This is a genomic window from Achromobacter sp. GbtcB20 (genome assembly GCF_019091095.1).
In the GTDB taxonomy this organism is placed as follows: Bacteria; Pseudomonadota; Gammaproteobacteria; order Burkholderiales; family Burkholderiaceae_B; genus Achromobacter; species Achromobacter mucicolens.
On sequence record NZ_JAGXJZ010000396.1, the window covers coordinates 1 to 313 of the forward strand.

General features: G+C 66.1%; 1 pseudogene. It reads right to left on the minus strand.

The features are described 5' to 3' along the window. Positions 1-313 (minus strand): annotated as a pseudogene (locus KVT32_RS29480) (UV damage endonuclease UvsE); the annotation flags it as partial.

The following is a 313-nucleotide window of genomic DNA, read 5'->3' on the forward strand; positions in this document are numbered from 1 at the left end:
CGACCACCGCCGGCGAATCCGAACTGAGCACCACGAACTGGTCGGGATGCATCACCAGCCGGATGCCGGCGTCGGTGGCGCGCTGGCCGGAGCGCTCCAGCGCCGGGGCCAGCGTTTCCAGGATCTCGCGTCCGCTCGGTTCGTCGGCGAAGGGAAAGATCGAGGAGGGGAGGCGGTACAGGGAAATCCCGGCTTGCCTGCAGTAGCGCATGGCCGCGTCGAAGGTCTGGATGTTGTCGCGGAAAATGTCTTCCAGCAGCTTGCGCTGGGTGTCGAGCGACTGCTCCAGCAATCGCTTGCGCGTGATGGTGCG